21 protein-coding genes are annotated in these 22,967 nt (G+C 66.5%); 6 read left to right on the top strand and 15 right to left on the bottom strand.

The window, feature by feature from the left end; all coding sequences use genetic code 11:
• Positions 1-50: 50 nt before the first annotated feature.
• From V5F84_RS08095 to V5F84_RS08075, 5 genes are all read right to left on the bottom strand, one after another.
• Positions 51-1,313, bottom strand: coding sequence for a phthiocerol/phthiodiolone dimycocerosyl transferase family protein (locus tag V5F84_RS08095; protein WP_394044114.1), 1,263 nt, complete (start codon positions 1,311-1,313; stop codon positions 51-53).
• A gap of 122 nt (positions 1,314-1,435) precedes the next feature.
• Positions 1,436-2,905 carry an FAD-dependent monooxygenase gene (locus V5F84_RS08090; protein ID WP_394044115.1) on the bottom strand — a complete coding sequence of 490 codons (1,470 nt, stop codon included), beginning with the start codon at positions 2,903-2,905 and terminating at the stop codon, positions 1,436-1,438.
• A 90-nt stretch (positions 2,906-2,995) separates the two neighbouring features.
• Positions 2,996-3,478: a cupin domain-containing protein gene (locus V5F84_RS08085; protein WP_394044116.1), complete on the bottom strand. Its 483-nt coding sequence runs from the start codon at positions 3,476-3,478 to the stop codon at positions 2,996-2,998.
• Between the two features lie 47 nt (positions 3,479-3,525).
• Positions 3,526-4,044, bottom strand: a complete 519-nt coding sequence (locus tag V5F84_RS08080) for a Spy/CpxP family protein refolding chaperone (RefSeq protein WP_394044117.1) — start codon at positions 4,042-4,044, stop codon at positions 3,526-3,528.
• A gap of 50 nt (positions 4,045-4,094) precedes the next feature.
• Positions 4,095-4,433 (bottom strand): GCG_CRPN prefix-to-repeats domain-containing protein, encoded by a 339-nt coding sequence (locus tag V5F84_RS08075; RefSeq protein ID WP_394044118.1) that lies wholly within the window; start codon positions 4,431-4,433, stop codon positions 4,095-4,097.
• 358 nt (positions 4,434-4,791) lie between these two features.
• Between V5F84_RS08075 and V5F84_RS08070 the strand changes: the two genes are divergently transcribed.
• Together V5F84_RS08070 and ilvA are read left to right on the top strand one after the other, a co-directional pair.
• Complete coding sequence (locus V5F84_RS08070; RefSeq protein ID WP_394044119.1) at positions 4,792-4,932, top strand: hypothetical protein; 141 nt, start codon at positions 4,792-4,794, stop codon at positions 4,930-4,932.
• 497 nt (positions 4,933-5,429) lie between these two features.
• Positions 5,430-6,947, top strand: a complete 1,518-nt coding sequence (gene ilvA, locus V5F84_RS08065; protein WP_509277184.1) for a threonine ammonia-lyase, biosynthetic — start codon at positions 5,430-5,432, stop codon at positions 6,945-6,947.
• 657 nt (positions 6,948-7,604) lie between these two features.
• Here the strand turns inward: ilvA and V5F84_RS08060 are convergent.
• On the bottom strand, positions 7,605-7,991 hold the full coding sequence (locus V5F84_RS08060; protein WP_394044121.1) for a HesB/IscA family protein: 387 nt from the start codon (positions 7,989-7,991) through the stop codon (positions 7,605-7,607).
• Positions 7,992-8,154: 163 nt separating this feature from the next.
• On the opposite strand from V5F84_RS08060, the gene V5F84_RS08055 reads away from it, so the two are divergent.
• Complete coding sequence (locus V5F84_RS08055) at positions 8,155-9,141, top strand: formate/nitrite transporter family protein (RefSeq protein WP_394044122.1); 987 nt, start codon at positions 8,155-8,157, stop codon at positions 9,139-9,141.
• 163 nt (positions 9,142-9,304) lie between these two features.
• Here the strand turns inward: V5F84_RS08055 and V5F84_RS08050 are convergent, their stop codons facing one another.
• The 7 genes from V5F84_RS08050 to V5F84_RS08020 form a co-directional block, all read right to left on the bottom strand.
• Entirely contained in the window at positions 9,305-9,706 is a 402-nt protein-coding gene (locus V5F84_RS08050) for a VOC family protein (RefSeq protein ID WP_509277183.1), read from the bottom strand.
• Between the two features lie 81 nt (positions 9,707-9,787).
• Positions 9,788-10,162: an SUF system Fe-S cluster assembly protein gene (locus V5F84_RS08045; RefSeq protein ID WP_394044124.1), complete on the bottom strand. Its 375-nt coding sequence runs from the start codon at positions 10,160-10,162 to the stop codon at positions 9,788-9,790.
• On the bottom strand, positions 10,159-11,406 hold the full coding sequence (locus V5F84_RS08040; protein ID WP_394044125.1) for a cysteine desulfurase: 1,248 nt from the start codon (positions 11,404-11,406) through the stop codon (positions 10,159-10,161). Before V5F84_RS08040 ends, V5F84_RS08045 begins: the two co-directional genes overlap by 4 nt.
• 905 nt (positions 11,407-12,311) lie before the next feature.
• Positions 12,312-13,652: a Fe-S cluster assembly protein SufD gene (sufD, locus tag V5F84_RS08035; RefSeq protein ID WP_394044126.1), complete on the bottom strand. Its 1,341-nt coding sequence runs from the start codon at positions 13,650-13,652 to the stop codon at positions 12,312-12,314.
• Positions 13,653-13,662: 10 nt separating this feature from the next.
• Positions 13,663-14,418 carry a Fe-S cluster assembly ATPase SufC gene (gene sufC / locus V5F84_RS08030; protein WP_394044127.1) on the bottom strand — a complete coding sequence of 252 codons (756 nt, stop codon included), beginning with the start codon at positions 14,416-14,418 and terminating at the stop codon, positions 13,663-13,665.
• A 145-nt stretch (positions 14,419-14,563) separates the two neighbouring features.
• On the bottom strand, positions 14,564-16,033 hold the full coding sequence (sufB, locus tag V5F84_RS08025) for a Fe-S cluster assembly protein SufB (RefSeq protein ID WP_394013370.1): 1,470 nt from the start codon (positions 16,031-16,033) through the stop codon (positions 14,564-14,566).
• A gap of 165 nt (positions 16,034-16,198) precedes the next feature.
• Entirely contained in the window at positions 16,199-17,398 is a 1,200-nt protein-coding gene (locus tag V5F84_RS08020; protein ID WP_394044128.1) for a cysteine desulfurase family protein, read from the bottom strand.
• A gap of 324 nt (positions 17,399-17,722) precedes the next feature.
• On the opposite strand from V5F84_RS08020, the gene V5F84_RS08015 reads away from it, so the two are divergent.
• Positions 17,723-18,385, top strand: a complete 663-nt coding sequence (locus V5F84_RS08015; RefSeq protein WP_348847392.1) for an alpha/beta hydrolase — start codon at positions 17,723-17,725, stop codon at positions 18,383-18,385.
• 223 nt (positions 18,386-18,608) lie between these two features.
• On the opposite strand, the gene V5F84_RS08010 is transcribed toward V5F84_RS08015, so the two are convergent.
• The gene (locus tag V5F84_RS08010; protein WP_394044129.1) at positions 18,609-19,721 is read right to left on the bottom strand and encodes an anhydro-N-acetylmuramic acid kinase; all 1,113 of its coding nucleotides are present in this window, start codon (positions 19,719-19,721) and stop codon (positions 18,609-18,611) included.
• A gap of 75 nt (positions 19,722-19,796) precedes the next feature.
• On the opposite strand from V5F84_RS08010, the gene tyrS reads away from it, so the two are divergent.
• Both tyrS and V5F84_RS08000 read left to right on the top strand, forming a co-directional pair.
• Positions 19,797-21,041: a tyrosine--tRNA ligase gene (gene tyrS, locus V5F84_RS08005; protein ID WP_394044130.1), complete on the top strand. Its 1,245-nt coding sequence runs from the start codon at positions 19,797-19,799 to the stop codon at positions 21,039-21,041.
• Between the two features lie 191 nt (positions 21,042-21,232).
• Complete coding sequence (locus tag V5F84_RS08000) at positions 21,233-21,667, top strand: hypothetical protein (RefSeq protein ID WP_394044131.1); 435 nt, start codon at positions 21,233-21,235, stop codon at positions 21,665-21,667.
• An 826-nt stretch (positions 21,668-22,493) separates the two neighbouring features.
• Here the strand turns inward: V5F84_RS08000 and V5F84_RS07995 are convergent.
• A complete protein-coding gene (locus tag V5F84_RS07995; RefSeq protein WP_394044132.1) occupies positions 22,494-22,898 on the bottom strand; it encodes a PRC-barrel domain-containing protein in 405 nt (134 codons plus the stop codon).
• Positions 22,899-22,967 lie beyond the last annotated feature (69 nt).

Below are 22,967 nucleotides of genomic sequence, written 5' to 3'. Positions count from 1 at the left end.
GACGAGCACGACGTCTTCCATCTCCACGGACTGCTGTCGGCGCAGGGCTTCTATTGTCCGCAGACCGAAGCGAGCCTCCTGACGAATCCGTCCGAGATGGCGCGGATCGTTGTCGGAGCGGCGAACTCTTCCACATAGACGATGTTTGCGATCAGCGTTCCGTCGTAGACCGACACGGAGACATTCGGGAATTTCTTCATCCAGCCCAATGCATACTCAAATCCGGTCACGGCCAGCCGCTCGACCGGCCAGTGAAACTGCACCGTCTGGATGTCGGAAACATTGATGGCGACCGGCGACTGCTGCGGGCTGCCGAACGCCCGTGGATAGTTGACGTAGTCGTGAAAAATGCTGCCGTTGGCCAGTCCCTGATGGATGTCGTCAAAGATGAAGCGGGCGATCTCGACCATCGGCCGGTCGAGATCGGGTATGGGCGTGATGTGCCCGGTGATGGCAGTGAAGACCAGTTCGGGTGAAACATGGGGCTCGAGCCGCCGGCGCATGTCCACCGATGATCGCATGAGAATCTGACGCGGGTGTCCGTCCGCCACGTCGCGTATGGCGAGGGCGAGCGCGGCCAACAGGAGCGCGTGCACGGAAGCGCCGTTTGCGTGGCTCGTCTCCTTGATCCGATGCATCGCGTCCGCCCCGATCACAACGCGTTCGAGCCGATGGGTCACGGCACCGCCATCATGGGGCGCGTGCATGGGAATCTCGGCGAATACGCCGGAATAGGACGACGGCGGCGCATCCGTTCCGAGCGCGGCCAGACTGCAACTCACGGCATGGTCGACCGGGGTCGGGAAGGGCTGCACGCCGAGGGCCGGTGCCTCGCCGCGCACGACGCAGTCGCACATGTGGGCGAGGCAGGAATGCAGCTCGATCAGCGATGTTGCGTCGGTGATGGCATGGGACGTGAGCATGAAGACATCCAGCGCGTCATCGGCGGCGCTGACGTGGATGGCGTAGAGGGTCTTTCCGGTATCGAGGTCGGCGTTCAGCAATTGCGTGTAAATGGTCTCGGCGGAGCAGCGATCGGCGGGCACCCAGGCCTCGACCGCCGATCGGTCGTCCGTCCGTCCCACGAAATGCCCGTCCTCGACCACCGAGCGCAGGATTCCATATCGCGTTTCGAGATGTGCGACGGCCGCCTCGAACTGCGCCCTGTCGATCGTTCCGCAGATGCTGCTGCGGCTGACGACGATCATGCGCGTGGCGATGTAGATCAATTCCGTGGGTGAGGCTTCGCGATACACGCGCCGATCCGCCGGGCCCTGTCCGTCCGGCGTCGCTTCGCTGAAGTCCTTGTGCATGTGCGGTTCCTTTAAGGAGGTCAGATCGGAACGTGGCGGATGGACGAACGAGGGCGCCGCTCGGACGATCGGCGCTCGCTGGCCGTCCGTCCCCCTGCGCGACCGGGCGAGCCGAAGGGTGGTCACCGCTGCGCCCCGATCCGCTGAAGAAAGGGCACGAGGTCCTGCCAGTCGGCATCCTTCACCTGGGCTGCAAGGTAGCCGTCCGGCCGGACCAGAGAGATGAATCCTCCGCCGTCGGGCAGACGCGGCGACGCCGCCACGAGGCGGGGAAAGCGCGCGGCGAGTTCGGCTGCGCCGTCTCCGCCGCACGCGATGAAAAACGGCGTGTCGCCCGCGCCGAACGGCCTCTCGCCCGCCACCGGCCGCACCCGCGCGCCGGCCTTCGCTTCGCCCTGGGAGGGGCCGTTGAGCGGGCTGTCCGGATAGCCGATGGAGACTTCCGCCATCAGCCCCGTGAGGGCCCGCCGCACCGGCGGCAGCCCCATCAGGATATGGGCGACGAAGTCGCGCACATGCTGCAGCGTGTGGTCCGCGAGCGTGCCGATGCGGGTCATGCGCCCGGAGGCCGCGATCACCAGCGCGCCGACCGGGCGACGTTCCAGATCATAGCTCTCCAGCAGCGCGGGCGCGCTGGCGATGCCGCGGATGACAAGGGCCAGCTTCCACGCCAGATTGATGGCGTCCTGCATGCCCGTGTTCATGCCCTGCCCGCCGGCCGGGCTGTGGATGTGCGCCGCATCGCCGGCGAGGAAGACCCGCCCGGACCGATAATTGTCCACCTGCCGCTCATTGATGCGGAAGGCGCTGACCCATTCCGTCCCGGTGAGCGTGATGCCCCCGGGGCCGCGGGCGTCCAGCATCTTCTGGAACGCCTCCTGGTCCAGCGCGACCGGCGGCGTTGCGGTCGAGGGGCCGAGACTGGTGATGATGCGCGCGCGGTCGGGCGCCATGGGGAAGAACAGCAGCGGCCCGTCCTCATGCCAGAAGATGGCCATCTGCGAGGCGGGGAAGGGATATCCGCTCAGGTGAAAGTCGCCCTGCGTCCAGTCGAGGCCGAGGGTGTCACCCCTGAAGTCGAGGCCGAGGTGATGGCGCACCACGCTGTGCGCGCCGTCGCAGGCCACCAGGAAGGCATATGGCTCGGTGCGCTCCGTGCCGTCGGGCTCCCGCAGGCGGACGGAGAGGCCATCCTCGTCCTGCTCGAAACCGAGAAGCTCGACGCCGAGATCGGGCTTGGCGCCGTGAGCGGCGAGGTGACGCCGCAACACGGCTTCGGTGTCGTACTGCGGCACCATCAGCGCAAACGGATAAGGGGAGGGAATCTGGTCGAGCGACAGCGAGGCCACGGTCCGCCCGCCCGACAGGATGTTGGCAATGGTGACCTTGTTGCCCAGGGCGATGATGTCAGCCGCCGCCCCGGAGCGGTCGAGCAGCTCCAGCGTTCGCGGCCACACCGCGACCGCCCGAGACGTGTGGGTCGCCTCGGGCACCTTGTCGATGATGCGCACCGGTACGCCATAGCGCGCCAGTTCCAGCGCCATCGTCAGGCCTACCGGCCCCGCGCCGGCGATGAGCACCTGATCCTTCATCCTGTTCCCCCCTGATGGTGTGCTTCGGCCCGCCCGGCGGGACGCACCTTTCGATCTTGCGTCGTTGGCGGCCGTTGAGATGCGGCCGCATCAGTCCGTGGGCTGGTCGTTCCTGTTGACCGGCGGCCCCAGGAACTCCACGTGCCACTTCAGCCCGAAGGCATTGAGCGCCGCCTGGTCGGGAATGCCGTCGTGCATCACGCCGGCAAGCTCGGTGAAGAAGGCCGCCGCATCGAGGGCCGGGGCCATGAGGATGTACTGGCGCGCGGGCTTGTCGGTCACGTTGCAGAAGCCGTGCTCGACCCCACCGGGAATGCTCACCACGTCACCGGCCTCGGCGTAGAAGCGCCGGCCATCCGCCTCATAGAGATACCGACCCTCGATGACGCGGAAGATCTCCGCTTCGCGGTGGCGATGCCGGGGGGGACCCGCGCCCGGGGCATTGATGGTCTCGATGAAGCAGAACTCGCCCGAGCTCGCCGCCGGCGGCATGCGCACGAACAGGTCGAGCCCGATGGCGGGGATCTTGATAGGCGCTTCGGTTCCTTTCGAATGCAGGAACGAGATGGGCATGGGAGTGTCCTTGAGACCGCAGGTGATGAGATGAAATTGGTTCGATCCTAGTTTTCTTCCTCGAACAGCCAGATCTCGGCGGTGGGCTGAGGCAGACCGTCAGCACCTTCGCGCAGTCCCAGGAAGGCGGGGATGCGCCGCAGCTGCTCCGGCGTCAGAGACGCAACGAGAGGCTTCAACGCGGCCGTCACGGTCTTCAGGTCCCGCGCCCGCAGCGCCTCGGCATCGGCGACGCGGTCCAGGATGTCGACGAAATTGTCCGGGGGCGGCGCCTTGGCCCGCTCGGCCCGGCGCTCGGCGGACAGCTTCGCCACCGCGCGGATGGCGGCCTCCACCGGCGGCCAGAGTTTTTGCTGTTCGGGACTGAGGGTCATCACCGTCTTCAGCGCGAGAAGGCGCGCCTCGAGCACGGCCTGGGCATCCGCCGTGCTGTAGAGTTCCACGGCGGGCGGCTCCGGCGGAACGCCGGCGGACGGTGCCGTCTGCGCCTGCACTGCGGGCCCTGTCATGACGAGTGCGCCCATCAAGGCGGCCACGAGGGTGCGGTTCACGGTCGTGCGGTTCATGGCGACTATCTTTCTTACCATTGAATTTGAGTGGGAGACGGTCGTCACCCTCACTGCCATCCGCCGCCGGGCAGCCGGCCGTGATAGGGGGTGTCGCGGCAGTGGCCCCACGGCCCGTGCCAATAGCCGGGCGGGCAGCCATTGCCGAAATAGCCGTAGGCGGGAGGCAGGTCGTAGACCCACCCGCCGCCCGGCACGCGGCCGGTATAGGGCGTGTGGCGGCAATGGCCCCACGGCCCGCGCCACCAGCCCGGGCCGCAGCCTTGGGCGACGGGGGTCAAGAGGGCGGAATCCGGTACAGCAGGGCGCGCCAGGGGCATCGCCGAAGCCGGCAGCGCCGCCAGCGCTCCGAGCCACAAGCCGGAAATCAATCCGAAGGTATTTCGCATGGGATCACTCGCGGTGAGACGTCCCGGGCCTCGAAGATCGCAGCCCGCACCAAGGGCCCTTCGTGGACCCGGGTGCCAAGAAATTAACTCGACCGCGTTGCGGGCGCATCGACAGAACTGGTGATGCGACATGTCGTCTCGCGGCGCTCCGGCATCGAAACGGCCTCATGTCGCATGCGCAAATATACCGCCCGTCAACGGATGGTATCGGAGGGGCGTAGACTTGAAGCGCATGCTCAATAACGAAGGTGCGCACTCATGCCGAATGATCATCGCGTGGGCGTGAGGCGCGCCTCGCAGTCTCAGCCAAGCCCGGCCCGGGCCCGCCGCGCCGGCGCTAGGATGGTGCCCGAACGCAATGGCAACGACTGATTTTGGTTCGATTCTCGCGGTTGAAGTCTTTGGAATGGATGACGTAACGGCAGAACAGGGGCTGGCTGCGGCCCATCCGCTGGCCGGACGATTGGCCGAAGCCCGATTGCTTGATGCCGCTGCTTGATGACGCCAAACGGTCCCACCTGGTGAGATCGTGCCGGTATTGACGCAACCATGCCGATCTCCGGCACCTCCGCCACCCGCAGACGCGGGATACGTCGCGGCTGTTGAAAGGGGCGGCGCGGCCGACCTCGGTCTCGGCCGCAGCCGCGAGCGCCGGGGATCGACCGGCGGCGAGCAGGCTCGGCTGGCGGAAAATCCTGCCGGCGCAGACCTGCCCACTTTACCGCGCGCCCGGTCCCATTGCCCCACAGCGAGCCCCCGCCACGGCCGAAATCCGCGGCGGGATAATCTGTTAGGCGAGATCGATCGAGGGCATGGGGAGCGCGGTTCGCCACACCACGGCCCGCGCAGGGGCGGCGCGGCCGCAGTCCGCCCCCGCCGACGGGAATATGCCTCGCCGGCAACAGGCCAATCTGGTCAAGGTCGTTGGCAGTCCCTATAAGGCCGGCGCGTATGGCGCACGCAGTGCGGCCTGCGACGGAGCCTTCCGCAGTGTCCATGAACGATTACGTCCAGCGTATCCTGTCCGCCCGCGTCTATGACGTCGCCATCGAAAGCCCGCTCGATGCCATGCCGCGCCTCTCCGAGCGGCTCGGCGCACAGGTGCATCTCAAACGCGAGGACCTGCAGCCGGTCTTCTCGTTCAAGCTGCGCGGCGCCTACAACAAGCTTGTCAGGCTGCCGCGCGAGGTGCTGGATCGCGGCGTGATCTGCGCGTCTGCGGGCAACCATGCGCAGGGCGTCGCCCTGGCGGCGAAAAAGCTCGGCGTCGACGCCATCATCGTGATGCCGCGCACGACGCCCACCATCAAGATCGAAGCGGTGAAGCGGCTCGGCGGAACCGTGGTCCTGCACGGGGACGCGTTCGATGAGGCGCAGCTCAAGGCGCGGGAAATCCAGGCCGAGCGCCACCTCACCTTCATCCATCCGTTCGACGACCCGGACGTGATCGCCGGCCAGGGAACGCTCGGCATGGAGATCCTGCGCCAGCACCCCAATCCGATCGAGGCGATCTTCGTGCCGATCGGCGGCGGGGGGCTTGCCGCCGGCGTCGCCGCCTTCGTGAAATTCCTCAGCCCGTCCACCAAGGTCATCGGGGTTGAGCCGACCGACGCGGCAAGCATGAGCGCGGCCCTTGCGGCCGGTGAACTCGTCATGCTCGATCAGGTCGGCCTGTTTGCGGACGGCGTGGCGGTCCGCCAGGTCGGGAAAGAGACATTCCGGCTCTGCCGGGAATTCCTCGATGAGGTCGTGACCGCGGACACCGACGCCATCTGCGCCGCCATCAAGGACATTTTCGACGATACGCGGATGATCGCTGAGCCCTCGGGCGCCCTGAGCCTTGCGGGTCTCAAGGCCTATGTGGAACGCGGCGGCGGGCGTACCGGCAGCCTCATCGCCATCAACAGCGGCGCCAACCTCAATTTCGACCGCCTACGCACAATCGCCGAGCGGGCGGAAGTGGGCGAGCATCGCGAAGCGCTCCTGGCCGTGACCATTCCGGAAAAGCCGGGCAGCTACCGTCAGTTCATCCGGGCGCTCGGCACGCGCTCCATCACAGAGTTCAATTATCGCTTCGCGGGTCCGGATGCGCGGGCCCGCATTTTCGTCGGCATCGGGCTGGCGCGCGGCGAGAAGGAGAAGCACGAGGTCATCGCCCTTCTCCGCGACGCGGGCTACGAGGTGATCGATCTCAGCGAGAATGAGATGGCGAAGGCCCATGTCCGCTACATGGTGGGCGGCCGCGTGCCGGGACTGGACAACGAGCTGATCTATCGTTTCGAATTCCCCGAGCGGCCGGGCGCGCTGTCGCGCTTCCTGGAAAGCCTTGCGCCGGAATGGAACATCTCGCTGTTCCATTATCGCAATCACGGTGCCGACCACGGCCGCGTCCTGGCGGGCATCCAAGTGCCGCCCGACGCCCTGCTGCGTTTTGGCAATTGGTTGGAAAGTCTCGGCTATCCCTATTGGGACGAAACGGCCAATCCGGCCTATCACCAATTCCTGGCCGGTTAGCGAAAGCGGCTGAAATCGGCGCGGAAGCCCGTGCTGATCGGAACCGTCCTCCGCTTCGGCACCACCCCCACCCGACCGCGTGCCGGCACCCTCGGCCTCTGGAGGCATCCGGTTGCGGAGGTGGCGGCCCGGCTGGGTCGGCAAAATTCTCTCGGCGGGGAGGAAACGGTACGGCGAGCCTCCCGCCAGGGCCGGCGATGACGCTCAGGCCGCTGCGGTCCGCGGGCTGATGTCCGCGCCATGTGTCGGGGCTTCCCCGTTCAGCCGGCCGATGGGCTGGTGCGGACGACGGGACTCGAACCCGTACTCTCAAAGAGAAGCAGATTTTCATACCACTTCGGCTTTCGCCGCCGTCCTCCGACGTTCGTGGTCTGGACTGTCCCTTCGCCATAGCCATGGGCTTTAGGCGCCGCCCGTCCAGTCTCTACACCTTCCCCGTCCGGGGCTTGGCTCGGGATTGGCCTGGGGCATTTGCCCGTTAGCGTTCCCCGACTTTGAGCGGTTCTACATCGCGGATTTCCCCGCGCGCACTCCAATTTCTAAAGTCTGCTGCGTCTACCGATTTCGCCACGTCCGCCTTCAACTGCGCGGACCTTATGCGAGAGCTCGCGCGCCGACAACCATTCCCGTGCGGGGCGGAACTGGCGCGGCGAAGCCTCAGGCGCGGCCTTCCAATTGTTCGGTGGTGACCGGGGTGATCGCCACCGACTCGCCGCAGCCGCAGGCCGAGGTCTGGTTCGGATTGTTGAACACGAACTGGGCCGACATCTTGTCGGTCTTGAAGTCCATCTCGGTGCCGAGCAGGAACAGGATCGCCTTCGGATCGACGATCACCTTCACGCCCTTGTCCTCCACCACCTCGTCCCGGGGGGAGATTTCCGGCGCGTAATCAAGGGTGTAGGACATGCCGGCGCAGCCGCCGTTCTTGACCCCCACGCGCACGGCCTCGGCCGGCGGCTCCGAGCGCGCCATGATCTGGCGAATGCGTTCGGCGGCGGCATCGGTGATGCGCATGACGGGCGGGCGGGGACGCAGGGCAGCCATTTTTTCAAAACTCCGAACCACGCCGGTTCAAGGCCGGCGGATAAGTGTTCCTAAAATGGGGGAGCCCGGCCCTCCCGGCAAGGGCCGTGCGCGCGGGCCGTCGATGCGCGCCATGCAACCGAAACCGGGCTCGCGCGTTCAGCTTGGCAATAGGAGCACAAGCATGGCGGTGCACGCGGCGACCGGGACGGCACGGGACGGGGCAGAGGATCACACGCTTGATCAGGCCGCGCCCAAGGATCTCTCCGCGCAGGAGCATGCGCAGGTGGAGGAGCATCGCAACCTGCGCCCGCTGGCGGTCTATGAGGTGATCCGCCGGGAAGGCGTGGACGAATTGCGCCGCCCGTTGCCGAGCCTGTGGTGGTCAGGGCTCGCGGCCGGGCTGTCCATCGGCTTTTCGGTGGTCGCCGAAGCCGCCCTGCATGCCCATCTGCCCGACGCACCCTGGCGCCCGATCATCGAGAGCATCGGCTATTCGCTCGGCTTCCTGATCGTGATTCTCGGGCGTTACCAGCTGTTTACGGAAATCACCCTGACCGCGGTCCTGCCCGTTCTGGCGGAGCCCACGCGCAGCGCACTTTGGGCGCTGGCGCGCATCTGGGGCGTGGTGTTCGCCGCCAACATGGTCGGCACGGCGATCTTCGCCGGCCTGCTCTCTACCCGCCTGATCCTGCCGGCGGAGATTGACGAAGCCATCCTCTCGCTCTCGCGGGAGCTGGCGACCCTCACCCCCACCGATGCGCTGGTGCGCGGCATCGTCGCCGGCTGGCTGATCGCGACCGTGGCCTGGCTGCTGCCCAGTGCGGAGCATTCGCGCGTCGTCATCATCGTCGCGCTCACGGGGCTGATCTCGCTGCTTCAGCTGTCCCATGTGGTGTCGGGCTCGGTGGAGATCTTCTATCTCGCGGCGCTGGGCGAAATCGGCGTCGGCACGGCGCTCGGCGGGTTCATCCTGCCCTTGCTGGTGGGCAATGTGATCGGCGGATCGGCCCTGTTCGCCCTGCTGGCCTATGGGCAGGTGAAGGATGAGATGAAGGATGACGCGGCGGGCCCCGGACCCGCCGGCGGCGAGGCCGAGGCGCCCGCTCCCGGCGGGGCGACCCGCCCGAAAAAGCTGGCGGCAGGCCGGGGCATGCGCCCCAAAGCGTGAAAAATGTTTCACGTGAAACAATAACTTAGCGTAGACGAACAGCGGTTTTGTGGCGCGTTTCGGCACCTGTCCGCGCCTCTTCCGCACACCAAACCCGCGTTTCGGACGAACGTTCAGGCAAGGATTTCGGCGAGGAGGTAACCGGCCCCGCCGCGCCCGTGCGTCAATAGTTCGGCCACAGTCCGGGCGTGGCGAGTTCCAGCAGGGCGCCGTCGGGGTCGCGGAAATAGAGGCTCACGCCGCCCTTGGGCCAAGCCATCTCGCCTTCGATGGGGATGGCATGGCGTGCGAGATGGGACCGCCAGTGCGCCAGCGTCTCGGCGGCGATGGCGAAGGCCACATGGGCGCGGCCCGAAGCGTCATGGGGCGGAATGGTGCCGCCCGGCAAGGTCAGCGTCTCGTTCGCGGCGCCGCGCCTGAACAGCAGCAGCACCGTGCCGCCGAGGGCATAGGCACGGAACCGGGCGTCGGCCAGCAGGGGGGAGAGGCCGAGCACGCCTTCATAGAAGGCGGCGGCACGCGCCAGATCGTCCACATAAAGGCCGGTCTCCAGGACCGGCCCCAATGGCGGCGCAACGGGCGGCGCAACGGGCGGCGCCACAGGAGGGCCAAGGGGCGGCGCGCTCGTCTCGCCCGCCACGGCCGTTCACCACAAATTGAGCGTGGCGCGGGCTTCTTCCGACATCCGGCCCTGGTCCCAGGGCGGATCGAAGGTGATTTCCACCGTGACGCCGCCGACGCCTTCCACCGTGTTCACGGCGTTTTCCACCATGCCCGGCAGTTCGGCCGCCGAGGGGCAATTGGGCGTGGTCAGCGTCATCTCGACCGCGACCGAGCGGTCGTCGGCGATATCCACCTTGTAGATCAGGCCCAGTTCGTAGATGTCGACCGGGATTTCGGGGTCATAGACGGTCTTCATGGCCGCGACGATGTCGTCGGTGAGACGCGCCAATTCGGCTTCCGGAATCGTGGATTTGATTTCCGGAGCGTTCGGGGTGTCGTTGAGCGCCGTTTCGGTCATGCGAACAGATCCTGCGCCTTCAGCAAGGCCGCCGCAAGGCGGTCCACATCGGCGCGCGTGTTGTAGAGGGCGAGCGAAGCCCGGCAGGTGGCCGTGGTGTCATATCGGGCCAGAAGCGGCTGAGCGCAATGGGTTCCGGCGCGCACCGCGACCCCGTAGCGGTCCAGCACGGTGGCGACGTCGTGGGGATGGGCATTCTTCATCTCGAACGAGATGATGGCGCCCTTGTTCGCCGCCGTGCCGATGATGCGCAGGCTGTTCATGGCGCCGAGCACCTCGTGGGCATAGGCGGAGAGTTCGCGCTCATGCGCCTCGATGCGCGCGCGGCCGAGCGAGGTCATATAGTCCAGCGCCGCGCCGAGGCCGATGGCCTGGACGATGGGCGGGGTGCCGGCCTCGAAGCGGTGCGGCGGGGTGGCGTAGGTCACGCGCTCCTCGCTCACCTCGCGGATCATCTCGCCGCCCCCCTCATAGGGCGGCATCTGGGCGAGCAGGTCGAGCTTGCCGTAGAGGATGCCGATGCCGGTCGGGCCATAGAGCTTGTGGCCGGTGACCGCGAAGAAATCCACGTCCAGGTCGCGCACGTCCACCGGCATGTGAACCGCGCTCTGGCACCCGTCCACCACCACTTTGGCGCCCACCGCATGGGCGGCGCGGGCGATCTCCTTGATGGGCGTCACCGTGCCGAGCACGTTCGACATCTGGGTGATGGCGACGATCTTGGTGCGCGGCGTCAGAAGCTGCTCGAACGCCTCGAAATCGAACGATCCGTCCTCGCGCACCGGCGCCCATTTGATGATGGCGCCCTTGCGCTCGCGCAGGAAGTTCCAGGGCACGATGTTGGAATGGTGCTCCATGATGGAGAGCACGATCTCGTCGCCCGCCACGATCGACTGGCCGAGCGAACTCGCCACCGTGTTCAGCGATCCCGTGCCGGACCGGGTGAAGATGATTTCATCGATGCTCGCGGCATTGAAGAAGGCGCGGATGGTCTCGCGCGCCGCCTCATAGGCCTCGGTCGCCGCATTGGCGAGATAATGCAGCCCGCGATGGACGTTGGAATATTCGAACTCATAGGCGTGCCGCATCCGGTCCAGCACCTGCGCCGGCTTCTGGGCGGAGGCGGCATTGTCCAGATAGCTCAAGGGGTGGCCGTTCACCTCCAGCGACAGGGCGCGGAAATCGGCGCGCACCTTTTCGACGTCATAGGTGCCGTTGGCCACTGCGGGATGCGTCTCAGTCATGGATATACCCTTGCCGGATGACCCCCTCTCCCGCGTGCGGGGGAGGGTTGGGGTGGGGGCTGTCCCGGGTGGCTCCTGCCGATCCCGAACCTGCCGCACCTTCCCCCTCCCTAACCCTCCCCCGCACGCGGGAGAGGGGACTTAAAGAAGCTTCCCCCTCCCTCGCACGCGGGAGAGGGGACCTAAAGAACCTTCCCCCTCCCTCGCGTGCGCGGGAGAGAATTTACCGTTCTTCCGTAAGCGGCGCGGAGGGGCCGAAAGCCCCCTCTCCCGCTTGCGGGGGAGGGTTGGGGTGGGGGCCTGCCCGGCGACGTCCTGCCGGTCCCGAACCTGCCGCACCTTCCCCCTCCCTAACCCTCCCCCGCACGCGGGAGAGGGGACCTAAAGAAGCTTTCCCCTCCCTCGCACGCGGGAGAGAATTTACCGTTCTTCCATAAGCGGCGCGGAGGGGCCGAAAGCCCCCTCTCCCGCTTGCGGGGGAGGGTTGGGGTGGGGGCCTGCCCGGCGGCGTCCTGCCGGTCCCGAACCTGCCGCACCTTCCCCCTCCCTAACCCTCCCCCGCACGCGGGAGAGGGGACCTAAAGAAGCTTCCCCCTCCCTCGCGTGCCGGGGGAGAGAATTTACCGTTCTTCCGTAAGCGGCGCGGAGGGGACGAAAGCCCCCTCTCCCGCTTGCGGGGGAGGGTTGGGGTGGGGGCTGTACCGGGTGGCTCCTGCCGCTCCCGAACCTGCCGCACCCTCCCCCTCCCTAACCCTCCCCCGCACGCGGGAGAGGGGACCTGAAGAAGCTTCCCCCTCCCTAACCCTCCCCCGCAAGCGGGAGAGGGGGCCTAAAGAAGCCTCCCCCTCCCTCGCTTGCGGGGGAGAGAATCATGGTGTTCCCTCGGGCGACAAGGCGCGCCCAGCTCACCCCGCCCGCTTCTTCAGCCAGGCCTCGGCGCGGGCGATCAGGCTGTCGCGCAGATCGTCATTCTCGATGAATTCGAGCGCCTCGCCCACGAACGCCTGGATCAGCATGGCCTCGGCCTCCTTGGCCGGAATGCCGCGCGCCTTGAGATAGAACAGCAGGTCCTCGTCGAGGTCGCCCGCCGTCGCGCCATGGCCGCACTGCACGTCGTCGGCGAAGATCTCAAGCTCGGGCTTGTTGTCCATCTCGGCGGTCTCGCCGAGCAGGAGCGCCTGGCTCATCATGCGCCCGTCGGTCTTCTGCGCGTCCGGGCGCACCACGATCTTGCCCTGGAACACGCCGTGGCTCTCGTCCGCCAGCACGGTCTTGAACAATTCGCGGCTCTCGCAATGGGCCACCGCATGGTCCAGCAGCAAGGTCACGTCGGCATGCTGGCGCCCCTTCAGCAGGGTCACGCCGCGCAGGCCGGCTTGCGAATGGGTGCCGGAGAAGCGCCCGTAGACGCTGAGCCGGGCCGTCTGCGCCCCGGAGGTGAGGCCGAAGGTGTGGAACCGCGCGTCCCGGCCGATGTCGGCCATGAAGGTGCCGAGGTGAAGGGCCTTGTCGCCCTCTTCCTGGACGCGGATGTAATCCAGGTGGCTCTCGTCGCCGGCGAACACCTCGATGGCATCGTTCGCCTGATAGGGCACGCCGTCGCGGCCCTGGAAGCTCTCCACCAGGGTGAGCGCGGCCCCGACGCCCACATCCACGAGGCTGCGGGAATAGGTGGCGGCCGCATCGTCCAGGGTGAACACATGGGCGATATGCAGCGGCCGCGCGATCGTCGCGCCGTCCGCCACATGGATCACCACCCCCTCGCCGAGGAAGGCGGTGTTGAGCGCCAGCGCGCCATCATAGCGCTGCGGCGCGAGCGTGCCGAGCTTCTCCACCGCGCCGTGCCCCTTGGCGATGGCGCTGCCGAGCGGCATGACGGACAGGCCCGGCTCAAGGCCGACCAGATCGGAATGCTGGCGATCCAGCACGCCGTTGACGAACAGGATGCGGCGCGCGCCGGGGAAGGCGAGCGCGCGCAGATGCCCTTCCGCCGCGGCGCTGTCGGAGATCTGCGTCACCGGGGCGAAGGCCTCGCGCAGCAAAGCGCGCAGGTCGGTGTATTTCCATTCCTCCACCCGGCGGTGGGGCAAGCCATGCTCGCGGAACGCCGCGAGCGCGGCTTCGCGCACTTCGCCGAGGCGGGCGGCGAGCGGGCCGCTCAGGGCGTCCTGCGCCACGCGCCCGTCCAGGGTCACGCGCAATTCGTCTTCGGCGGCCGTGCGGACCGGCTGGTTGTGGATGGTCATGATCCGATCCTCACGCCGCGTCCTGGCCGTAGCCGGCATAGCCGGAGGCTTCCAGCTCGTGCGCCAGCTCCTTGCCGCCGGTCCGCACGATGCGGCCCTTGTGCATCACGTGCACTACGTCCGGCACGATATGGTCCAGCAGGCGCTGGTAATGGGTGATGACCACCATGCCGCGCTCGGGCGAGCGCAGGGCGTTGACGCCCTCGGACACCACCTTCAGCGCGTCGATGTCGAGCCCGGAATCGGTCTCGTCGAGGATGCAGACCTTCGGCTGGAGCAGGGTCATCTGGAGGATTTCGTTGCGCTTCTTCTCGCCGCCGGAGAAGCCCACGTTGACCCCGCGCCGGAGCATCTCCTGGCTGATGCCGAGGTGGCCGGCCTTTTCCTTCACGAGGCGCAGGAACTCGGGGGTGGAAAGCTCCTCTTCCCCGCGCGCCTTGCGCTGCGCGTTCAGCGCCGTGCGCAGGAAGGTCATGGTGGCGACGCCGGGGATCTCGATGGGATACTGGAACGCCAGGAACAGGCCGGCGGAGGCGCGCTCTTCCGGCGCCATGTCCAGCAGGTCCAGCCCGTCCAGCAGCGCTTCGCCGGCGGTGACCTCATAATCCGGCTTGCCGGCGAGGACATAGGACAGCGTGGACTTGCCGGAGCCGTTCGGCCCCATGATGGCGTGCACTTCGCCGGCCTTCACCGTCAGGTCGAGGCCCTTCAGGATCTCGTTGTCGTCGATGCGGGCGTGCAGGTTCTTGATTTCGAGCAAAGCCATGTTCGGTTCCATTCGTCAGACTGCGGCGGCCGGAATCCGCGAGGCATCTTCGGCCTCGCGCGGAACGGCGCCGCGCTATTTCAGGTCGGGCGGGGGCCGCGCCCCGCATCGGGGGCACGGCGAGGGGACGGCGCGCGGACGGGCCTCAGCCCACCGAGCCTTCCAGGCTCACGGAAATCAGCTTCTGCGCCTCCACGGCGAACTCCATGGGCAGCTGCTGGAGCACGTCCTTCACGAAGCCGTTGACGATCAGCGCCACCGCCTCTTCCTGCGAGAGACCCCGCTGGAGGCAATAGAACATCTGGTCCTCGGAGATTTTCGAGGTGGTGGCCTCGTGCTCGAACACCGCGCTGGAATTCTTGGCCTCGATATAGGGCACGGTGTGCGCCCCGCACTTGTTGCCGATCAGCAGCGAGTCGCAATTCGTGAAGTTGCGGGAATTGGTGGCCCGGCGATGGGCCGTCACCTGCCCGCGATAGGTGTTCTCCGAATGGCCGGCGGCGATGCCCTTGGAAATGATGCGGCTCGACGTATTCTTGCCGAGGTGGATCATCTTCGTGCCGCTGTCCACCTGCTGGTAGCCGTTGGAAATGGCGATGGAATAGAACTCGCCCTGGCTGTTGTCGCCGCGCAGGATGCAGCTCGGATATTTCCAGGTGATGGCCGAGCCGGTTTCCACCTGGGTCCAGGAGATCTTGGAATTGTCGCCCCGGCAATCGCCGCGCTTGGTGACGAAGTTGTAGATGCCGCCCTTGCCGTCCTTGTCGCCGGGATACCAGTTCTGGACGGTGGAATATTTGATCTCGGCATCCTTCAGCGCCACCAGCTCGACCACGGCGGCATGCAGCTGGTTCTCGTCGCGCTGCGGGGCGGTGCAGCCTTCCAGATAGCTCACATAGGCGCCTTCGTCGGCGATGATCAGCGTGCGCTCGAACTGTCCCGTGTTCCGCTCGTTGATGCGGAAATAGGTGCTGAGCTCCATGGGGCAGCGCACACCCTTGGGGATGTAGACGAACGAGCCGTCGGAGAACACGGCGGTGTTCAGCGTGGCGTAGAAATTGTCCGACACCGGCACGACCGAGCCGAGATATTGCTTCACCAGCTCGGGATGCTCGCGGATGGCTTCCGAGATGGAGCAGAAGATCACGCCCGCCTTGGCGAGTTCCGCCTTGAAGGTGGTGGCCACCGACACGCTGTCGAACACCGCGTCCACGGCGATGCGCGGCGCGCTGCTCTCGATGCCCAGCAGCGCCTCGCGCTCGCGCAGCGGGATGCCGAGCTTGTCGTAGGTGGCCAGAATCTCCGGGTCGATCTCATCCAGCGACTTCGGCTTGGCCTTGGGCTGGGAGTAATAATAATAATCCTGGAAATCGATCTTGGGATAGCTGACCCGGGCCCAGGTGGGCTCTTCCATGGTCAGCCAGCGCCGATAGGCGTCAAGGCGCCATTCCAGCATCCATTCCGGCTCGTTCTTCTTGGCCGAGATATAGCGGACGGTGTCTTCGCTCAGGCCCTTCGGGGCCTTCTCGCTCTCGATATCGGTGACGAACCCGTATTTGTACTGGTCGACATCGATCGATCGGGCGAGATCGACCGTCTCCTGAACTGCAGGCATCTTCTCGTCTCCTCTCCCGCGCGGGGTCAAGGCCCGCGGGTCAAGTCCTTCGGCGAGGGGATGGCGCGGGCCCGGTCCTGAAGACGGCCGCCATCCTGTTCCCGCCACGCTGTGCTTGGAGCATTTCCAGATCTCAAAAGTCGAGAAACTTTTTCTGGAATTGCTCTAAGCCGCCCGTTCCGGGCGGTTCCTGACGCGCGGTACCGTGCGGCCGATGGCCGCCAGCGCCGCGTCGATATCTTCATTCGTGCTCGACCAGCCGAGCGACAGGCGGATTGCGCCGCGCGCTTCGTCTTCCGCGAGCCCCATGGCTTTGAGCACATGGGATGCACCGACCTTGCCCGACGAGCAGGCGGACCCCGCGCTTACCGATAGATGGGCAAGATCGAGGGCGATCACCAGGGTTTCGGCCTTGATGCCGGGAAATATAACACAAGCCGTGTTCGGCAGGCGCGCGACATGCGCGCCGAGCACCACCGCGTCCGGCACCTGCGCGAGAATACCCGCCTCCAGGCGATCGCGCAGGGCGGCGAGGCGCGCGCCCTCCCCCTCAAGCTCGGCGCGGGCCGCATGGGCCGCCGCGCCGAAGCCCGCGAGGGCGGGCACGTTCTCGGTCCCGGCGCGCCGGCCGCGCTCCTGCCCGCCGCCGGCGATCAGCGGCTGGCGCACCACATTGTCCCCGTGTCCCGCCACCAGCGCGCCGGCGCCCTGGGGGCCGCCCATCTTGTGGGACGACACGGTGAGGAAATCCGCGCCCAGCGCGGCGATGTCGAGGGCGAGGCGCCCGGCGCCCTGGACCGCATCGCAATGCAGAACCGCGCCCCGCGCATGGGCGAGCGTCGCCGCTTCCGCCACCGGCTGGAGGATGCCGGTCTCGTTATTGGCCAGCATCACCGACACCAGCGCCTGCCGCCCGGCCGCCGCATGGCGCGCGAGCGCCGCGTCCAGCGCCGCGAGGTCGATCCGGCCGCCGCTGTCCAAGGGCAGGATCTCGACCTGTTCCGGCGCGAAGCGATGGCCGTGCAGCACCGAGGGATGCTCGCCCGCGCCCGCCAGCAGGACATCGCAGGTCACCCGCCGTCCGCGCACCTCGAGGGCGGGATGGAGCGCCAGGGCATTCGCCTCGCTCGCCCCGGAGGTGAAAACGATGCCGCGCGGATCGGCGCCGGTCAGCGCGCCAATCTCCCGGCGCGCCTGTTCCACGAGATGGCGCGCGGCGCGCCCGTCCGCATGGATGGAGGAGGCATTGCCGCCCCGGTCGAGGGCATTGATCATCGCCGCGCGCGCCTGCGGCCGCAGCGGCGAGGTGGCGTTATGATCGAGAAACACCCGCCGGACGGGCGCTGCCGCCGCGCCCGTCATCATGACCGCGTCCCCGCGCCCGTCGGGATGCGCGCCACGGCCAAGCCCCGGCCCGGCGCTGCGGCAGACCGCGCGATCCGGACCAAAGGCTTGCAATTGGGCATCTTCTCATCCATATGTCAGACTTCATCCGTCTCTGCCCCGCAGCGTTGTTAACATCGCGCGGCCGGAAGGGATAAATTAGAATTATTCTAAATAGATAGGGCGGCGTCCAGGCCAAGTCAAGACGTCCTCGCGAAGACGTCTTTGGGCAGGTTCGTGTTTCGGCCCGGCCGAAAAGCATCTGCCCCGCCTTTGCTGCTGCCCGCCGAGAGGTTGCGGACGTCCATGCCAGAAGTCATCTTCACCGGCGAGAAGGGGCGGCTTGAGGGTCGCTATCAGCCCGCAAAGACACGTAATTCCCCCATCGGGATCATTCTTCATCCGCACCCGCAGTTCGGCGGCACGATGAACAATCCCGTCGTGTACAATCTTTACTACCAGTTCGTGAACCGCGGCTTCTCGGTGCTGCGCTTCAATTTCCGGGGCGTCGGGCGCAGCCAGGGCTCGTTCGACCACGGCCCAGGCGAACTTTCCGACGCCGCCGCCGCGCTCGACTGGGCGCAGTCGGTGAACCCGGACGCGCGCGCCTGCTGGATCGCCGGCGTGTCGTTCGGCGCCTGGATCGGCATGCAGCTTCTGATGCGCCGGCCGGAGGTGGAAGGCTTCATCTCCATCGCCGCGCCCGCGAACCTGTTCGACTTCTCCTTCCTGGCCCCCTGCCCCTCCTCCGGCCTGTTCGTCCATGGCGACAAGGACGCGGTGGTGCCGACCACGGCGGTCGCCACGCTGGTGGAAAAGCTGAAGACCCAGAAGGGCATCGTCATCGAGCAGCAGATCGTGCCCGGCGCGAACCATTTCTTCGACGGCAAGACCGACGAGCTGATGAACGTGGTCGGCACCTATCTGGACAAGCGCCTCCCCGGCGCCCGCACCACCAGCGCCGCCTGAGGGTTTCTCTCTAGCGGCCTCTCCTTCTCGCGAAGCCGCGCCTCCCCTGCCAGCTTCGCGAAGCCCCCTCCCCAGCTCTCCCCCGCAAGCGGGAGAGGGAGCCTGCGGACGGGGAGCATATCTCCCCTACGCACCCTTCGTTCCCTCTCCCGCGTGCGGGGGAGGGTTAGGGAGGGGGAAGGTGCGGGGAGGTCAGGGGAACCCGCGCAGAACACCGCTTCCCCTAGTCCGGTGAAAAGACCACCCCGCCCGTGAGCGGCTCCGGTGCCCCGGTGGTGGAGGGGAAGGTCAGCGGCAGCCCCCGCAAGGTCCGCACCGCAAGAAACCCGAAGGCATGGGCCTCCAGCGCATCGGCGGACCAGCCCACGGCCTCCGCCGGCATCACCGGAACGCCGAGCCGCGCTTCCAGCATCGCCATCAGCGTCGGATTGCGCGCGCCGCCCCCGCCGACGATCCAGCGCGCGGGCGGCGCCGGCAGCAGCGGCACGATGGCGGCCACCGATGCCGCCGTAATCGCGGCAAGCGTCGCCGCGCCATCTTCGGTGCGCACGCCGTCGAGCCGGACGCGCTCCGCCACGAAGGCGCGAAACTCGTTCCGGTCCAGGGATTTCGGCGGCGGCAGCGCGAAGAAGGGATGGTCGAGCACGCGCGCGACCGCATCCGCATCCGCCGTCCCGGCCTCCGACAAAAGCCCGTCCGCATCGAACGGAATGCCCGTGCGGGCAAAGACGAAATCATCCAGCAGCGCATTGCCGGGGCCGGTGTCGCAGGCGATGGGATCGGCATCGCCCTCGATCACCGTGACGTTCGCCACCCCGCCGATATTGAGCACCGCCACCGGGCCGGCGAAATCGAGCGCGCGCACCAGCGCCTGGTGGAACACCGGCACCAGCGGCGCCCCCTGCCCGCCCGCCGCCACATCCGCCGCGCGGAAATCGCCCACCACTTTCACCCCGAGCGCGCGCGCGAGCGCCGCGCCCTGCCCGATCTGCAAGGTGAGGCGCGCATGGGGGCGGTGCAGCAGGGTCTGGCCGTGGAAGCCCACCACGTCCACATCGCCGGGCATGAGGCGCATCTGGTCCAGCAGGGCGCGCACCGCCTCGGCATGAAGCGCGGTGATGCGTGCTTCCGCCTCCGCCAGCACCCCCGGCCGCGCCTCGCGGGAATTGACGCCGCGCGCATCGCTCATCGCCTGTTCCAGCAGCGCGCGCATGGGCGGGGCATAGGGACAGGTGGTGGACGGGCCGAGCCAGAACACGCGCTCCCCGTCGGTCTCGATCAAGGCGGCGTCGATGCCGTCCATGGACGTGCCGCTCATCAGCCCCAGAGCCCGCATGCGCTTCCCCCCGATGCAATAGCGCTTCAGACCTGTTACACCAGCCGCCTTTCCAAAGCCTGCTGTGCGGACCCCATGACTGCCTTTCGCTCCGATTTCCTGCGCGTGCTCTCCGAGCGCGGCTATATCCACCAATGTTCCGATGCCGAGCGCCTGGACGCCAAGGCGTGCGAAGGGCCGATCACCGCTTATATCGGCTTCGACGCCACGGCCTCCTCCCTGCACGCCGGGCACCTGCTCTCCATCATGATGCTGCGCACGCTCCAGCGCACGGGGCATAACCCCATCGCGCTCATGGGCGGCGGCACCACCAAGATCGGCGACCCGTCCGGCAAGGACGAAGCCCGCAAGATGCTCACGGACGCGCAGATCGACGCGAACATCTCCTCGATCCGCAAGGTGTTCGAGCGGTTCCTGGACTTCTCCGCCGGCGCGACCATGGAGAACAACGCCAGCTGGCTCGACGAGCTGAAATATATCCCGCTGCTGCGGGAAGTCGGGCCGCACTTCACCATCAACCGCATGCTGACCTTCGATTCGGTGAAGCTGCGGTTGGAGCGCGAGCAGCCGCTGACCTTCCTCGAATTCAACTATATGATCCTGCAAGCCTACGATTTCGTGGAGCTGAACAAGCGCCACGGCTGCATTTTGCAGATGGGCGGCTCGGACCAGTGGGGCAATATCGTCAACGGCATGGAGCTGGGCCGCCGGATGCATGGCGCGGACCTGTTCGCGTTGACGACGCCGCTGCTCACCACCTCCTCCGGCGCCAAGATGGGCAAGACCGCCGGCGGCGCCGTGTGGCTCGATGCGGACCTGCTGAGCCCCTACGAATATTGGCAATATTGGCGCAACAGCGGGGACGCGGACGTGGTCCGCTTCCTCAAGCTGTTCACCGAATTGCCGCTGGACGAGATCGCCCGCCTGGGCGCGCTGGAAGGCCAGGAGATCAATGTGGCGAAGGAAATCCTCGCCACCGAGGCCACGGCCCTGCTGCACGGCCGCGCCGCCGCCGAGGAGGCCAAGGCCACCGCGCGCAGCACGTTCGAGGACGGCGCGCTCGCCATGAACCTGCCGACCATCGCGGTGGCGGCCGCCACGCTGGAAGCCGGGCTGCCGGTGGCCACCGCCTTCGTCACCGCCGGGCTGGTCGCCTCCACCTCGGAAGCCCGCCGCCAGATCAAGGGCGGCGGCCTGAAGGTGAATGATGCCGGCGTCGCCGACGAAAAGGCCGTCCTCACCCCCCGCGACCTCACCCCCGAGGGGCTGCTGAAGCTCTCGCTGGGCAAGAAGCGGCATGTGCTGTTGAAGCCGGTCTGACACAAAAACCGCCCGGCCATGCAGCCGGGCGCCGGCACAGGCACAGCACCACGATCAAAAAATCAAAGTCCGCGACATACATTGTATGAGGCGTTTGACGCCCAGCAGAATCGTGCTATGTATGACCTTGTTCTGCAAGGCATGGTCTCATGGCGCGCGCGTCCTACATAACTCGCATCCGCACACGGGTCTTGGAGCTTGAAGCAGGCATCAAAGAGATGCAGCGCGAGCTTGAGGAGTTGCGGGTTGCTGAGCGCGTGATTGGACGCCTGGGATCAGAGGATGATGACGATACGCCCCCGGTGCAACGCGCCCCACGGGCGAGGACGGTGGGTGATCTCATTCTTGAGGTTCTTGGCGCGTACGGTGCTCTCGAAAGCCGAGACATCTTTGAGAAGGTGCGGGAAATTCAAGACACCACGTTCAACACGGTGTCCACCACTCTATCCCGGCTCAAGGATCAAGGCTTGGTCGCCCTAGAGGGTCGCCTTTGGTCTCAGAACCTCGGAAAAGAGGCGACAGATTTGCTCCTGGAGTCACCCGGACCGCAGGGTTCTCGGGCTTCCGAGGAACCTGCGACGCAGGTTCATAATACAGCCGAGCGTACGCCTGAAAAGGACGTGTAGCTGGGCGAAAGGGTACATTCGAGGAGATCCTCGGATGTGCCCGTCAAACAAAAAAACGGCCATGCCATAGGCACAACCGCTTTTCCGTTTCGAGTGTGTCGCGGGTAGCGAGCCAGCAAACGCGACGCAGAACCACAAGCAGGGAGGCGGTAAGGGCCGCAAAGCCTATGGTTAAAAAAGTCTGAGCAAGCCCTGCCGGGTGACACCGCGTTAGCAGTGGTAAACCGGCAGGCACCCAGGCCCGTGGGGGCTAGCAAGTGCGGGACACGGCCGTACATCCAACGTCCCGAGGGTGCAAGTCCCTCTAGCTCCACCAATCGGCGCACTGAGCGGAAACTCGGTGCGCCGATCCATTGGAAGTTAGCGGAATCGCATTATTTCGTCCAGTTGCAATTAATTGCACAGCTTCGAGCGATGATGACCGCTCCTCACTCGCCGACCAAAATTGTGCGCCGTGCTCGCCAGTGGCGCATCCGTCCCGCGAGGAAGTTCGGCAACTGAGTGTGGGTAAGGGGTTTCAATCTAAGCTTGGCAACCGTCCATTGCCCTGAAGAACCACAAACGACCAGATCCGCATTGTTTGAGGCCGCGCCCTCCCTTTGGCGTGATGAAAGGCGGCGTAGGCCGCACAGCACTCCCATCAGACATGCGGATGCGGCGCGGATAGTATGAGGCTTCGATCGCCTCCCTAAACCCGTTGTCTTTCTTACCTGCTCCCACCCACTATTTGACATCGCGCTTGAAGCCGGTCTGACACAAAAAACCGCCCGGCTCAACGCCGGGCGGTTCCGCTTCAGGTCAGCCGATCGGGACGAGGGGCGCCCGATCAGCTCTTCCAGCGGCCCTCATACTTGAACTCGGGCGCGGCCTTGAGCTGGTCCTTGGTCGCGTTCATCATCGCCGACCATTTCTTGTCGGTCTCCGAATAGGCGATCTGCACCGCATTGGGGCGCACGATCACATAGCGCTCGCCCATGCCGAGGAAGCCGCCGACCGAGACGATGTAGCCGGCCAGTTGGCCGTTGGACAGGATGAGATCCTTGATCTCGCCCACCGTCTCCTTTTCGCCGTTCATCACCTTGAGCCCGACGAGATTATAGCTCAGCACATCGGTCGGCTTGGCGGTCACGAAGGTATCGGACTGAACCGACACGGCGGTCTGGGCCATCACGGCGCCAACGGGCGCGGCGATCATGGAAAGGGCGGTCAGGGCGAGTAGAGTCTTGCGCATTATTATTGCTCCTGCTTCAGCGTGCGAAGGAGTAATGCAGATGCGACCCAAAAGTTCCCGCGCCTATGA

The sequence above is a fragment of the Roseixanthobacter liquoris genome, from assembly GCF_043195135.2.
Taxonomy (GTDB): Bacteria; Pseudomonadota; Alphaproteobacteria; order Rhizobiales; family Xanthobacteraceae; genus NCEH01.
The sequence above is the reverse complement of the archived record's forward strand: the minus strand, read 5'-3'. Positions and strand labels throughout refer to the sequence as shown.